We start from the raw sequence: 12,434 nt of genomic DNA on the forward strand, positions 1-12,434 counted from the left end.
ATTTGATTGAAATGGAGGACTAATTGTGCGTGAAGTAGCAGCTTTACAAAAAGAAGCAATGGACATGCTAAAAAAAACAAGTAGAACGTTTTATATCCCAATCACTTTTTTAGAACCAAAACTAAAAAAGGCGGTTGCTTCTGCTTATTTATGCATGCGTGCAATAGATGAAATAGAGGATCATGAAGCATTAGGATCGCAAGAGAAACAACAGTTACTGCTTGCGACTAGTAAAATGCTTTTAACTACCGAATTTGATACAAAAGAATATGAACAACTGGTAGATCCATTTAAAGAAATACTACCAGAGGTTTCGCTCAGATTGGGCGATTGGCTTGCCATTTGCCCAACCGACTTAGTAGAGAAAGTAAAAGAATCTACAAGCGAAATGGCAGAAGGAATGGCCAAATGGGTAGAGAAAAATTGGCAAGTGAAAACGAAAGAAGATCTTGATGAGTATACCTATTATGTAGCGGGTCTTGTGGGCGTGATGCTTTCGGATTTATGGAAGTGGAATGCAGATATTGATACTGACCGTGATCTTGCGATTGCATACGGACGGGGTCTTCAAGCAGTAAATATATTGCGTAATAAAGACGAAGATAGCGAACGAGGCGTGCAGTTCTTTCCAGAAGGCTGGACTCGTGAAGATATGTTCCGCTATGCAGAAGGCAATTTAGCGAAAGCAGACGAATACATCAAGAGTATCAATCGAAAAAGTATCGTACTATTTTGCAAGCTGCCACTCGCACTTGCACATAAAACATTAAAAGCGTTGAAGAGCGGAAAAGAAAAGATGACACGTGCAGAAGTTGAAGCTACTGTGGAAGAAGTACAAGCAGAGGTATAAAAAGACAAAGAAAATCCCAAGGAGATATGCGTATCTTCTTGGGATTTTTGTTTCATTTATCATTTTATGAGCGTGAATATACAACAAGAGCATGTTTAAAAGCGTTATAAAATAAAAAAGCTTGCGATTATTAACAACATTAAAATCGATAGGATAGATCTAATCCATAATACTTTTTTATTTATACCAGCTTTGGCTTCAAGATAATTTAAGTAAATCATTGTTAAGGGAAAACCCATAAAAACAATGAAAGAATTCATATCACCATTATTGGTTTTGACATACATCAAAAATCCAAATACAAGAAGGTTAAGACCTATAGTACCAATGGACATATTTAAATATAAAATACCATTATCGTTTTTCTCCAATTTCTAACCTCCTAAAAAGTGTTTCTTAAATTCTGACGTTTTCTACTAATATGTCTACCTCAGTTAAGTAAACTATTTCGACGCCATACCAAAAATGCCTTCTTATTTCCCTGCTTTTCTAGTTATATAAATGGAAAAAACATGAGCGGAAGGCCTCGTAGGAACGCATTGACGAGGAGACTGAACTCATGACCCCTGAAAAGCTGTCCGCCTATAACGAAAATCAACAGTATAAGTTAACAGAGCCTATAGATTAAAAATATGCTACTACAGACCAACGCATAAAATGAGTTAACCAAAAGAAAAAAACAGTTTACACAAATAAAATTACAAGCTATGATAAATCTAATACATAGATGTCGACTTCTAGTAGAATTTTTTCATAATCTTACATAACGACGGAGGAAATAAGATGACAACAAAAGAGATGGTATATGCTGCATTATTCGCTGCGTTAATAGGAGTACTGGGCATGATTCCACCAATTCCACTTGGCTTTATCCCAGTTCCAATAACTGCACAAACACTAGGCGTCATGCTAGCAGGATGCTTTTTAGGAAAGAAAACTGGCGCACTTAGCTTGGTTTTATTTATCGTATTAGTCGCATTAGGTTTACCTTTATTATCAGGAGGACGTGGTGGTCTTTCTGTATTAGTTGGACCGTCCGCAGGATACATTTTAAGTTGGCCAATTGCTGCATTTTTTATCGGATTTGCTATAGAAAAAGTATGGTCATCGTTAAAAATATGGAAAGTGATCGTCATCAATTTTGTTTTTGGTGTTGTACTTGTTAGTTTAATTGGTGCGCCAGTAATGGCCATCATCACGCATACATCGATTTGGGCTGGACTTGTGGGAGCTACTGCATTTTTACCAGGAGATCTAATTAAAGCAATTATCGTAGCTGTTATTGCTATACAACTAAAAGCTGTTAGTCCGATTGAACAGAAATTGAACAATTAATAGAAAGAATGAAGAAATAGGTGTGAGGAAGAGATGAATCTAGCAGAAACAATAGTACGATATGCAACAGGGCAGCCAGACAAAGTTGCCTTAACAGATGGGCGACTTTGTCGTACCTATTCGGAATTAGTAATGGCAATGAAAAAAATTGCGCATGGTTTGCAACTAAAAGGCCTTGTGCATGAAAAAATTGCGATATTATCAACGAATCGCATGGAATTTGTAGAGGTTTTTCTAGGTGCTATTTATGCTGGATGTATTCCCATTCCTCTAGATCCTAAATGGAGTACAAATGAAGTGAGCGCCATTTTACAACAGTGTCAACCAAAAATGATTTTTGCAGAGACTACTTTCGTAACGAATCTTACTTTGCAGGATAACGAAATTCAACTATTGACCTTTTCAACAGAAGTAAAAGGTTCCTATGACAACTGGCAAGCTAGTTTAATACCAGTAGCTGAAATGGATGGCACGAACGAATTACTATTTATCGGCTTTACCTCAGGCACAACTGGCATACCAAAAGGGTATATGCGTACACATTTGTCGTGGATTAAAAGCTTTGAGGCGACGAATGAGGTATTCCAACTTGATAATATGGAGCATATTTTGGCACCAGGTCCGTTCGTACAGTCCTTGTCGTTATTCGCTTTAATGCAAAGTCTATATTATGGTGCTACTTTTCATATCGTACATAAATTTAATGCTCATGAGGTATTAACGCTTTGCAAACAGAATCCAAATGCCATTTTGTTTGTCGTACCAACGATGATTGAATCAATGATGCACCAGGCTGTTTTGGGACAAACGCATATTCAAGCGTTAATCAATTCCGGTGCCAAATGGTCGAAGGAATCGAAGAGAAGAGCCAAGGAGATATTTGGAGAAGCGAATTTATACGAATTTTACGGTTCATCCGAAGCGAGTTATATCAGTTATTTGGATGTCTACGAAGAAAACAAATCCAATTCTGTAGGCAAACCCTTTTCAGGTGTTCAAGTATCCATTCGGGATGAACATTTTCAGGAATTACCTAATGGAACAATTGGGCAGCTTTACATTCGAAGTGACATGATGTTTTTAGGTTATCATCATTTGCCAGAGGAAACGATGGCGGCTTTTCGAGAAGGTTGGCTCATTCTTGGGGATTATATGTATATGGACGAGGATGGCTATTTGTATTTGGCAGGTCGAGCGAAAAATATGCTTGTATCTGGTGGTCTGAACATTTTCCCAGAAGAAGTAGAATCTATACTCCTACAGCTTCCAGCTATTCAAGAAGTGATGGTGCTAGGGGTACCGGATCTATACTGGGGAGAACAGGTGACGGCACTTGTGAAGTGGAGTGGTCAACAACGCTTATCAATAAAAGAAATAAAAGATTACTGTCGTCAGAATTTGGCTAGCTATAAAGCGCCGAAGCAACTTATAACGGTGGATCACTTTATCTATACAAGCAATGGTAAATTGGCACGCCAAATGATGAAAGACTATGTGGAGAAGGTGAAAGTATGACAGATGCAGTGATTGTCAAGGCTAAACGCACGCCGATAGGGAAAATGGGCGGTATATTAAGCACACTTGAACCAGAGAAATTACTCGCGTCACTTATTCAGCATATTGTAGCGGAAACGAATTTGCCGAACGACATAATCGATGATGTAATCATTGGTAATGTAGTTGGTCCAGGAGGTAATATTGCTCGAGTTTCTGCACTAGAAGCAGGTCTTCCTGTCACGGTTCCAGGTGTTACGATCGATAGGCAATGTGGCTCTGGTTTAGAGGCGATAAATATAGCGGCAAGATTAATTCAAAGCGGTGCAGGGGAGGTTTATTTAGCTGGTGGTGTTGAAAGTACAAGCCGCGCACCTTGGAAAATGGCTAAACCGCAAACCTTGATGGGTGTACCGGAATTATATACACGTGCTCATTTCACCCCGAAATCTTACGGTGATCCAGATATGGGTATTGCCGCTGAGAATGTCGCCCAAAAATATGCTATTTCGAGAGAAGAGCAGGATCGATTTTCCTTGGAAAGCCATCAAAAAGCCATTCACTCTCAGCAAACTGGACGGTTTGAGCAAGAGATTGTGCCTCTTCAAGTTAAGGGAGAATGGATTACAGAAGATGAATGCCCAAGATCTAATACGAACATGGAAAAACTGTCAAAACTTCTGCCTGTTTTTCAGGAACATGGAACCGTCACTGCAGGGAATGCATGCCCACTCAATGATGGTGCTGCTCTTGTATTAATAATGTCACTTGAAAAATGTCGGGAGTTAAATCTCAAGCCTATTTTGCGAGTAGTGGATGCTCAGGCAGCGGGAGTAGATCCCAATTATTTAGGTATCGGACCCATTCCCGCTATACAAAAGGTGCTAAATCGTCAGCAACTGACTGTTGATGATATTGACGTGGTTGAGTTTAATGAAGCTTTTGCTTCACAAGTGTTAGCCTCCCTAAAGGAGCTTCAAATTCCACTACTTAAAGTGAACCGCGGTGGCGGTGCACTAGCAATTGGCCATCCATTTGGCGCATCGGGTGCCATCTTAATGACTCGTCTATGTGCTGAGATGTTACATCAACCATATAAAAAGGGCATTGCTACACTCGGTATTGGTGGAGGTATAGGTATCGCAACGCTTGTGGAGTCAGTTGAATGAAAAGGCTACATGAGCAGCTTTACGTGTCCGATGAGTGGATTTCTCGTTATGCTGAAAGTATCGAGTCTCCTGTGCAAACCATCAAAGGCAAGCTGGTTGCACCATCAACAATGCCCATTATTTTTTGGCAAGAATTCAATATTCCTTGGCTGAAGAAGGATGTATCGTTGATTCATGGAACTCAACAGTTTTCATACAAGGATCCCATTCTCGCAGGTATGACATTAGATTGCGAATTAACCTTAACGAAGGTAGACAAAAAGGTAGGAAAGCAGGGCATGCTTACTTTTTTAACACATACGCTAGCGTGCAAATCCGGTGGTAACCTTATTGTCACTGCGGAAACCGTATTAATCCAAGTAGGTGAACAATATGAATAAATACATAACTGCTGAAGCTATCCAGCGATATGCAGCTATTTCCAAAGATAACGCTGCCATTCATATTGACAATGAAGCTGCAGCAAAGGCAGGATATAATCGCCCAATTGCGCATGGCATGTACATCATGGGGCTGGCACAATCACTGTATTTAGCAGATCATCCAACTAAATGGATTACAGAATATAGGATGAAATTTCAAAAGCCACTTTTTGTGGATACTGTAGCAATTTTTGATTTTGTGTTCAGTGACTGCAATATCGAGGTGACCATCACAGCAGAAACTGGCGAAGTAATTGCTTTGGGATCTTTTTCAGTAAAGGAGTTGGGGTAATGAAAAAAGTAGCGATTATTACAGGTTCCACTAGGGGTATAGGACGTAGCATCGCTCTGCATCTTGCGAAAACTAACTATCAGATAGTAGTTAATGGCACTAAGCAAACATTAATAGACGAAGTGGTTCAAAAAATTCAGCAAGCTGGCGGAGAAGCTATGGGATATCTTGCTAATGTCGCAGATCCTACTGCAGTAACCGCGATGATTGATGCCGTCATGGCTCGATATGGCCGTATAGATGTATTGATTCCTAACGCCGGTAATTTACAAGATCAAAAATGTTTACGTATGACGGATGAAGAGTGGAAATCGGTCCTAGACGTGCATTTGAATGGTGCCTTTTATAGCATTCAACGCGTATTACCTCATATGCAAAAAAGTGGTGGAGACATTCTATTAATGACTTCTACGGCTGGATTATCGGGCTCTATTGGGCAAGTAAATTATAGTGCAGCAAAAGCCGGAGTGCTCGGTATGATGTGGACGCTCTCGGCTGAACTAAAACGCAATAGTATTAGGGTGAATACTATTTCACCAGCCGCTTTAACGGATATGACCAAACCTGTAATCGAACATTTGAAGGAAAAATATGCGAGTAAAAACGAACCATTGCCGGAATTCTGGAACGTTGGCGAAGCAGATGATATAGCCCGTTTTGTCATTGCATTATTAGCGCAGCAAGATGAAGATTTAACTGGTGAAATATTTGGCGTAAATGGTTCAAAGGTGACGAAGTGGCAAAAGCTCGTTCCTTCATTTTCTGAGAATAGCATAGATGCATTTTTTACAACATGGAAAAGTCAAAAAGGAAGTGAATAAATGCTTACATTTGATCATGTTCATTTTTACTATAAAAAAGGGCACCTTGTTGTCGAGGATGTTAGTTTTACGATTAAAGCAGGAGAGTTTGTGTCGATCGTCGGAGCAAATGGTAGTGGAAAATCCACCATTGCTAAACTAATGGATGGACTGTTGTTACCAAAGGAAGGAACAGTGAAATTACAACAACTAGACACGTCAAAGCCAGCGGATCTTGCTAAAATACATCAACAAACTGGTTTTGTCTTTCAAAATCCAGAAGACCAATTCATCACCACAACCGTCATGGATGAGGTGCTTTTTGGATTGGAAAATATTCGCGTTCCAAGGGAAGAAATGCGTAGTCGAATGGATCATGCGTTACAAGCGGTTCATATGGAGGATTATTTAGAAGCAATGCCGCATCAGCTTTCAGGTGGTCAAAAGCAACGCGTAGCGATAGCGGCTATTTTGGCGATGCGACCACAAATTATTATTTTCGATGAGGCAACTTCTATGCTGGATCCGCAGGGTAGGGAGCAAGTGCTATCTATTATGCATGAACTGCATCTCCAAGGTATGACGATTATTCACATCACGCATCATATGGAGGAAGTGCTATCTGCAAAGCGTATTTTACTTATACATAAAGGTCGACTTCAATTTGATGGCAACCCGCTAACCTTTTTTGAAACAGTACCTGTAGCGGACTATCAATTACAACTGCCATTTGCGGTGCGTTTACATCAAACGCTCCAATTAGATAAACCGATTAGTGCTGATTGGAAAGAGGAGATTCGTTCACAATGGCCTATCAATTAAACAATGTATGCGTGAATTATGACCATCAAATGGCTCTAAACAATGTCAGTTGTACGATTCAAGAAGGTAAATGGATTTCCGTCATTGGTCAAACAGGTGCTGGAAAGTCAACGTTCGTCAAAGTGCTAAAAGGTTTGATTCCCACCATTGATGGTGACTATTTAATCCATCAGCAGCCAGTAAAAAAAGATGCCAAAGGACGATTAAAAGTCATTCCGGAAATCGGCTTCGTTTTTCAATATCCGGAGCATCAGCTATTCGAAACGACGGTTTATAAGGAGCTTGCCTTTGCTCTGAAACAACAAGGCTCCTCGCGCGAGCGAATAACAGAGGCTATTTCAAAGATTTTACCTCAATTAGGCTTGTCGGAAGAAATGCTTCCATTAGCCCCGTTCCAGTTAAGTGGGGGACAGAAACGTAGGGTAGCCATTACTTCTGTCATAATGACGGAACCGAAGCTTCTGATTGTTGATGAGCCAACAGCAGGCTTGGATCCAGTTAGCAGAGTTGCTCTATTACAGCTTCTAAAAGAATGGCAGCAACAAGAAAATCGGACCATTGTTGTCGTATCCCACCAAATGGATGATGTCGCTGAATATTCGGATGAAGTTATCGTATTTCACGAAGGGCAGCTAATGGGACAATTTGACCCGAATCATTTATTTTTGGATCAGTCTTCTTTACTTGAGAAAATAGGGTTGTCACTACCAGAACCTGTGCAGTTCCTAAAGCTGCTGGAAGAATTATCAGGACAGAAGATTGAAGTCGCAAGCTGTAGAGAACAAGATATTCTTGAAAAAGTTATCCCCTTTTGGAGTTCAAGGGGGCTTCTAAATGTCTAGTACCGTACTAATTGGCCAGTATATGGAGACAAACTCCATGTATCACCGACTAGATCCGAGGACGAAAATTTTATGCATTTTTATGATTATGCTTAGCTTTCTAACACTAGAAACGGGAACTAGCTATGCGGTCGCAACCCTTTTTGTTTTCGGGATTCTGTTTCTATCCAACGTTCCATTTCATGTTTTTGGGAGAGGATTAAAGCCATTATTCTTTATTTTGATGTTCACTTTTCTATATAATGCCTTACTCACCAAAGGGACGATCATCTGGTCTTGGTCTATCATGGATGTGACTTGGGAAGGGTTAGAAAACGGGATGCGCTATGTCGGGCGTATTATTTTACTCATCTTACTAGCCTCTGTCTTAACATTAACAACAAAGCCGCTAGATTTAGCGAGAGGTCTTGAAAAGCTACTTGCCCCGTTTTCCAAACTCAACGTACCGGTAGAACAGTTTTCCTTAATGATAGTCATTGCGATACGTTTCATCCCAACGATTTTGCAGGAGCTTGATCGGATTCTACTGGCTCAAAAAGCAAGAGGTTATGATATGTCGGCATTATCGCTACCAAAACGAATTTATGCTTATATCCCAATAATAATTCCTCTTCTCTTTACGACCATTCAACGGGCGGAGCAGCTGACCTACGCAATTGACGCGCGTGCTTATGGAAAAGGCAAGGGAAGAACTCAATATAAGCAGTTACAATTTCAAAAAATTGATTACATAGCAGGGGCAATCGCCATATTATTTGTGTTAACGATGCTCCTAATCAAGTTAGGAGGAATATAGATGAAAGTTTATGGTGCTATCGTGGACAATGAAACACGTTGTACGCATTATCATACGGAAAAAGATATAATCGCCATAAAGTTTAAATGCTGCAATAGATACTATCCTTGCTACAAATGCCACGAGGAAGATGCAGACCATACGATCGAGCGTTGGCCGCAAGATCAGTTTGACGAATTGGCCATCCTTTGTGGTAGTTGCCAAACAGAGCTTTCGATTCATGCGTATATGCATAAAGATAACTGCCCGCATTGTAAGGCAACCTTCAATGAGAGATGTGCCGCCCATTATCCGATTTATTTTGAATGATCAGTAAAACATAGAAAAGGAGTTGTCTCAAAAGTAATTTTTGGGTTAACTCCTTTTCTGAATGCATAGTACTAAGGTGATCGAACTCGCATGATACTTGTTATACTTTTATTTAGAAAACACACCTACTTACTTTTTTCTTTTGTATTTAGTAGCCCGTCCTTTACCAATACGTACAATGACGCCCTGATCGATTAAAGTTTGCAATAAAATTCGCACAGAGGATTTGCTCTTATCTAAATAATCCTCAAGCTCTCTACTAGTAAATGTAACTTGTTCCTCTATCCAGTGTAGTAACCCTAATGGATATTGATCTTTATAATCCTCTAATTCAATTTTAGGTAATGTTACAACAAATGAATTCGGTCCAATTTGCCAAAATGGTTGTTTTTCTGCAGTTTTATAACTTTCTTTAATACGTTGAAGACCTGTCCCATAACTTTCAATCCATTTCATACGATAAAAGCAATTGGCTAACTTCGGATTTCTACTTTGTGAAATACCTAATTCGATATCTTGTACAGTTAACCCGTGCACCAAACCGCCGACAGATACAATTTCAATACGATCATCAAATAAGTGAATTAAAATACTTCCGCTAAAGCTATAATCTCTGTGTACTACTGCATTTATCAATGCCTCGCGTAACGCAGAAATAGGATATTCTCTAGTTTCTTTACGACTTAACCCATCAAAGGTTACTGACGCTGCGTTATGCAGTTGAATATATTCAAAAGTTTCATTCACTTGTCTCATCACAGAACCAGTAAATTCTTTTCGATCTTGAAAATCTAATTTAGTAATACCTTTATAACGAGCGCATTTAATAGAATGCTCACATTGATCTGATAAAAGATGTCCTAAATTAGTATAATAATCCTCTGTGTTGATAATTCCTAATGTCCGTTGTTGCATACGTTCGAAAGGTATTCCCTCAGTTGTAAATAAAGATGTGGTCTCGTTGAAAGTTAATGATTGTTTAATACATCTCAAATTTTCATATTGAGTACCATCTGATTCTATAATCATTTGACGAATCGCTTCATCTGATGCAGAGCTAGTAGATGTACCGTGGCGTATAAATACGCCGGATGGTTTCATGCCTTTACTCGCAATGTGATATGGCCTTCTTGAGCCACGTGTTATATCAATTTTTATGATTTGTTTATCTTCAATTGATACAATTTTTGCTGATGAATGCACAAGAATATCAGGTTTTATGCTATCTCTAAGCGTGTTACTAACGGCTTCTAAATCTTTGTGTGCGTTTTTTAAACCGATTATTGTTCCATCGTCATCAATTCCGATTAAAATTTTTCCGCCATTCGTATTAGCGAATGCTATAATTTCTTTTGTTAAACCTTCAGTAATTTCACGTTTCAGTTCAAGCGTAGAGCTTTCTTCGTACACACTAGTCACCTCTCTTTAGTATGTGATAATCAAATCGATTACTTTTATTTAATCAATTATAATCGATTATAATCGATTAATCAAATAAAATAGAATATTTCAATCTTCTCTATTAATAACTCAATAATGACCCTGAAAACGACAAAAAGAGCTGTTCCTGAGTCAAAATGGAACAACTCTTTTCGATTATTTCACTCGTATAAATAACACCTTCAAATAATTCCCCTCTTTAAAAAGCGATGAAGTTCTAAAATCACTTGGTAGAGAATATTCTTCTTCAATCGTATATTTGCGATTACTTTCTTTAAAAGCTTTTTCCACAAAGGTTTTAAACTTTTTCATTCCAAACGTTGCATTGTTTGTAGATGCAACGATCACTCCATTTTTCTCTGTAATTGCAATAGCGTCTTTTAGCAAATTCGTATAATCCTTTGCAGAGCTAAATGTGTACTTTTTCGAACGTGCAAAGCTAGGGGGATCTAGAATTACTACATCAAAAGCTAGTTCTTTTCGTTTGGCATATTTAAAATAATCAAATACATCCATCACAATAATGTCTTGCTTTTCCGCATCCATTCTGTTCACTTCAAATTGCTCGGTCGTTTTAGTTAAGCTTCGTTTCGCAAGGTCGACACTTGTCGTTTTCTTTGCGCCACCTGCGGCTGCAAAAACAGAAAAAGCCCCAGTATAAGAAAAAGTATTCAGTACATTTTTCCCTTTTGAATAAGCATCACGAATCTTTTTACGAACATCACGCTGATCTAAAAACACCCCGACCATCGCTCCATCATTCAAATAGATTGCGAAGTTTAGACCATTTTCCTTCACAATCAGTGGAAACTCGCCACGTTCACCTTTCACAAAATCATCGTCTTCTACATACTGGCCCTTTGTATCAAAGCGTTTTTTCTCATAAATCCCTCTATACGAAACTGATGCCTCAAGTGCCTCTAAAATCATTTCTTTAAAGGAATAGATTCCTTCGCTATACCAGCTTATTAAATAAAAACCATCGAAATAATCAATTGTTAGACCGCCGATTCCATCGCCTTCGCCGTTAAATATACGGAATGCAGTCGTATCGTTACTACTATAGTAATCCTCCCGATTTTTAATTGCTGCAGCTATTTTCTTTTGGAAAAAAGAAGTATCAATCTTTTCGTTTTCCTTTTTCGACAGCAGCCAACCTATCCCTTTATTTTGCATTCCCACATAGCCTTTTCCGACAAATTTACCTGCAGGGTTTTGTAAGTTCAAAATAGAACCTTCTTTAAAAGAATCAGCCTCATGGAACCCATCTTTTAATAAAATAGGAACTCCTTTTTGTAAATCTTGTGCTAATGCATCTTTCACTTTTACATCTATTTCATTTGTCATTGTTGTCATCCTCAAATATGATTTTTAATCATTATCTCATAATCGCGCACTTATTCGCTCGATTTATTATTTTCTAGCTCTTTCACTCGTTTTTCTAGTTTGTTATATTTGTTTGTCGCATCTAGTGCAAAAACAAAGGCAATAATAGCAAATACAAAAGTAACGGATCCCATTATCGTCTACTCCTCTCTCTACATATTCTTATGGTACAATATATTATACGTATGCATAGGAAGGAAGTTAGCTGTGAAAAAATCTAAAGTAATCGTGCCGATAATGGTCGTCGTAGCTGTGCTTGCAACAATTATTCTAAACAAAGAAGATTATAATGAAGTAACTATTATAAATAAAATCCTAATCATTGCAGGAGCTGCAATTGTGTCCTCTATTATAGGATACTTCCTACTTGGATCAGATATAGATAAAATAGATCCAAAACCAATGAATAACACATTTAATAATAAGAAGGGAAACAGTAAATAATCTGTTTACCCTTTTTTCATAAGGGAGGAGTCG

At 38.6% G+C, this 12,434-nt stretch carries 16 protein-coding genes; 12 read left to right on the forward strand and 4 right to left on the reverse strand.

Annotated features, from left to right (window positions below):
• Positions 1-25 precede the first annotated feature (25 nt).
• Complete coding sequence (locus ACEPXG_RS00855) at positions 26-850, forward strand: squalene/phytoene synthase family protein (RefSeq protein WP_391206390.1); 825 nt, start codon at positions 26-28, stop codon at positions 848-850.
• Positions 851-954: 104 nt separating this feature from the next.
• Here the strand turns inward: ACEPXG_RS00855 and ACEPXG_RS00860 are convergent, their stop codons facing one another.
• Positions 955-1,221, reverse strand: coding sequence for a hypothetical protein (locus tag ACEPXG_RS00860; protein WP_391206393.1), 267 nt, complete (start codon positions 1,219-1,221; stop codon positions 955-957).
• Positions 1,222-1,633: 412 nt separating this feature from the next.
• On the opposite strand from ACEPXG_RS00860, the gene ACEPXG_RS00865 reads away from it, so the two are divergent.
• Genes ACEPXG_RS00865 through ACEPXG_RS00910 form a run of 10 tightly spaced genes read left to right on the forward strand, consistent with a single transcriptional unit; the run spans position 1,634 to position 9,131 of the window.
• Positions 1,634-2,185 carry a biotin transporter BioY gene (locus ACEPXG_RS00865; RefSeq protein WP_391206395.1) on the forward strand — a complete coding sequence of 184 codons (552 nt, stop codon included), beginning with the start codon at positions 1,634-1,636 and terminating at the stop codon, positions 2,183-2,185.
• 33 nt (positions 2,186-2,218) lie between these two features.
• Complete coding sequence (locus ACEPXG_RS00870) at positions 2,219-3,700, forward strand: AMP-binding protein (RefSeq protein WP_391206398.1); 1,482 nt, start codon at positions 2,219-2,221, stop codon at positions 3,698-3,700.
• Complete coding sequence (locus ACEPXG_RS00875; RefSeq protein ID WP_391206401.1) at positions 3,697-4,848, forward strand: thiolase family protein; 1,152 nt, start codon at positions 3,697-3,699, stop codon at positions 4,846-4,848. Before ACEPXG_RS00870 ends, ACEPXG_RS00875 begins: the two co-directional genes overlap by 4 nt.
• On the forward strand, positions 4,845-5,228 hold the full coding sequence (locus tag ACEPXG_RS00880; protein ID WP_391206404.1) for a MaoC family dehydratase N-terminal domain-containing protein: 384 nt from the start codon (positions 4,845-4,847) through the stop codon (positions 5,226-5,228). Before ACEPXG_RS00875 ends, ACEPXG_RS00880 begins: the two co-directional genes overlap by 4 nt.
• The gene (locus ACEPXG_RS00885) at positions 5,221-5,562 is read left to right on the forward strand and encodes a MaoC family dehydratase (protein WP_391206407.1); all 342 of its coding nucleotides are present in this window, start codon (positions 5,221-5,223) and stop codon (positions 5,560-5,562) included. The genes ACEPXG_RS00880 and ACEPXG_RS00885 overlap by 8 nt, the downstream gene beginning before the upstream one ends.
• Entirely contained in the window at positions 5,562-6,383 is an 822-nt protein-coding gene (locus ACEPXG_RS00890; RefSeq protein WP_391206410.1) for an SDR family NAD(P)-dependent oxidoreductase, read from the forward strand. Before ACEPXG_RS00885 ends, ACEPXG_RS00890 begins: the two co-directional genes overlap by 1 nt.
• Complete coding sequence (locus tag ACEPXG_RS00895; protein ID WP_391206414.1) at positions 6,384-7,184, forward strand: energy-coupling factor transporter ATPase; 801 nt, start codon at positions 6,384-6,386, stop codon at positions 7,182-7,184.
• A complete protein-coding gene (locus ACEPXG_RS00900) occupies positions 7,169-8,026 on the forward strand; it encodes an ATP-binding cassette domain-containing protein (RefSeq protein WP_391206417.1) in 858 nt (285 codons plus the stop codon). Before ACEPXG_RS00895 ends, ACEPXG_RS00900 begins: the two co-directional genes overlap by 16 nt.
• A complete protein-coding gene (locus ACEPXG_RS00905; protein ID WP_391206420.1) occupies positions 8,019-8,822 on the forward strand; it encodes an energy-coupling factor transporter transmembrane component T family protein in 804 nt (267 codons plus the stop codon). Before ACEPXG_RS00900 ends, ACEPXG_RS00905 begins: the two co-directional genes overlap by 8 nt.
• A complete protein-coding gene (locus ACEPXG_RS00910; RefSeq protein ID WP_391206423.1) occupies positions 8,823-9,131 on the forward strand; it encodes a CHY zinc finger protein in 309 nt (102 codons plus the stop codon).
• Between the two features lie 129 nt (positions 9,132-9,260).
• On the opposite strand, the gene ACEPXG_RS00915 is transcribed toward ACEPXG_RS00910, so the two are convergent.
• From ACEPXG_RS00915 to ACEPXG_RS00925, 3 genes are all read right to left on the reverse strand, one after another.
• Positions 9,261-10,541, reverse strand: a complete 1,281-nt coding sequence (locus ACEPXG_RS00915; RefSeq protein ID WP_391206426.1) for an RNA-binding domain-containing protein — start codon at positions 10,539-10,541, stop codon at positions 9,261-9,263.
• A 186-nt stretch (positions 10,542-10,727) separates the two neighbouring features.
• Positions 10,728-11,918, reverse strand: coding sequence for a class I SAM-dependent rRNA methyltransferase (locus ACEPXG_RS00920; RefSeq protein WP_391206429.1), 1,191 nt, complete (start codon positions 11,916-11,918; stop codon positions 10,728-10,730).
• A 50-nt stretch (positions 11,919-11,968) separates the two neighbouring features.
• Entirely contained in the window at positions 11,969-12,091 is a 123-nt protein-coding gene (locus ACEPXG_RS00925) for a hypothetical protein (RefSeq protein WP_391119032.1), read from the reverse strand.
• A gap of 73 nt (positions 12,092-12,164) precedes the next feature.
• Here ACEPXG_RS00925 and ACEPXG_RS00930 point away from each other — a divergent pair, with 73 nt between their 5' ends.
• Positions 12,165-12,401 carry a hypothetical protein gene (locus ACEPXG_RS00930; RefSeq protein ID WP_391206432.1) on the forward strand — a complete coding sequence of 79 codons (237 nt, stop codon included), beginning with the start codon at positions 12,165-12,167 and terminating at the stop codon, positions 12,399-12,401.
• The last annotated feature ends 33 nt before the right edge of the window (positions 12,402-12,434 follow it).

The sequence above is a fragment of the Psychrobacillus sp. L4 genome (assembly GCF_042944905.1).
Classification (GTDB): domain Bacteria; phylum Bacillota; class Bacilli; order Bacillales_A; family Planococcaceae; genus Psychrobacillus.

Bases quoted from the DNA above. Each gene is read 5' to 3' on its own strand.
- ACEPXG_RS00900 (WP_391206417.1), top strand. From the start codon at position 7,169: ATGGCCTATCAATTAAACAATGTATGCGTGAATTATGACCATCAAATG.
- ACEPXG_RS00880 (WP_391206404.1), top strand. From the start codon at position 4,845: ATGAAAAGGCTACATGAGCAGCTTTACGTGTCCGATGAGTGGATTTCT.
- ACEPXG_RS00870 (WP_391206398.1), top strand. From the start codon at position 2,219: ATGAATCTAGCAGAAACAATAGTACGATATGCAACAGGGCAGCCAGAC.
- ACEPXG_RS00895 (WP_391206414.1), top strand. From the start codon at position 6,384: ATGCTTACATTTGATCATGTTCATTTTTACTATAAAAAAGGGCACCTT.
- ACEPXG_RS00865 (WP_391206395.1), top strand. From the start codon at position 1,634: ATGACAACAAAAGAGATGGTATATGCTGCATTATTCGCTGCGTTAATA.
- ACEPXG_RS00920 (WP_391206429.1), bottom strand. From the start codon at position 11,918: ATGACAAATGAAATAGATGTAAAAGTGAAAGATGCATTAGCACAAGAT.
- ACEPXG_RS00885 (WP_391206407.1), top strand. From the start codon at position 5,221: ATGAATAAATACATAACTGCTGAAGCTATCCAGCGATATGCAGCTATT.
- ACEPXG_RS00875 (WP_391206401.1), top strand. From the start codon at position 3,697: ATGACAGATGCAGTGATTGTCAAGGCTAAACGCACGCCGATAGGGAAA.
- ACEPXG_RS00905 (WP_391206420.1), top strand. From the start codon at position 8,019: ATGTCTAGTACCGTACTAATTGGCCAGTATATGGAGACAAACTCCATG.
- ACEPXG_RS00925 (WP_391119032.1), bottom strand. From the start codon at position 12,091: ATGGGATCCGTTACTTTTGTATTTGCTATTATTGCCTTTGTTTTTGCA.
- ACEPXG_RS00910 (WP_391206423.1), top strand. From the start codon at position 8,823: ATGAAAGTTTATGGTGCTATCGTGGACAATGAAACACGTTGTACGCAT.
- ACEPXG_RS00890 (WP_391206410.1), top strand. From the start codon at position 5,562: ATGAAAAAAGTAGCGATTATTACAGGTTCCACTAGGGGTATAGGACGT.